1 pseudogene is annotated in these 253 nt (G+C 42.7%); it reads right to left on the bottom strand.

Annotated features, from left to right (window positions below):
* Positions 1-253 (bottom strand): annotated as a pseudogene (locus SB773_RS33300) (DNA topoisomerase IV subunit B); the annotation flags it as partial.

The following is a 253-nucleotide window of genomic DNA, read 5'->3' as shown; positions in this document are numbered from 1 at the left end:
CTGCGCGCTTCCGAGTTGCCCAGCTTTGTTTTCGTTTGCCCTTCAAATTGAGGTTCTTGAATCTTCACGGAAATGATTGCGGTAATGCCTTCACGGACATCGTCACCAGAGAGATTCTGATCCTTTTCCTTCAAAAAATTAAACTTACGGCTATAGTCGTTGATTACACGAGTAAGGGCTGTTTTAAAGCCTGTTTCGTGAGTTCCACCCTCGTGTGTATTAATATTGTTGGCAAAAGAGTAGATATTGCTGA

Origin of the sequence: Bacillus sp. SIMBA_074 (assembly GCF_046534555.1) — a bacterium.
In the GTDB taxonomy this organism is placed as follows: Bacteria; Bacillota; Bacilli; order Bacillales; family Bacillaceae_G; genus Bacillus_A; species Bacillus_A mycoides.
Note: the sequence above shows the minus strand (reverse complement) of the source record. Positions and strands in the feature narration are given on the sequence as shown.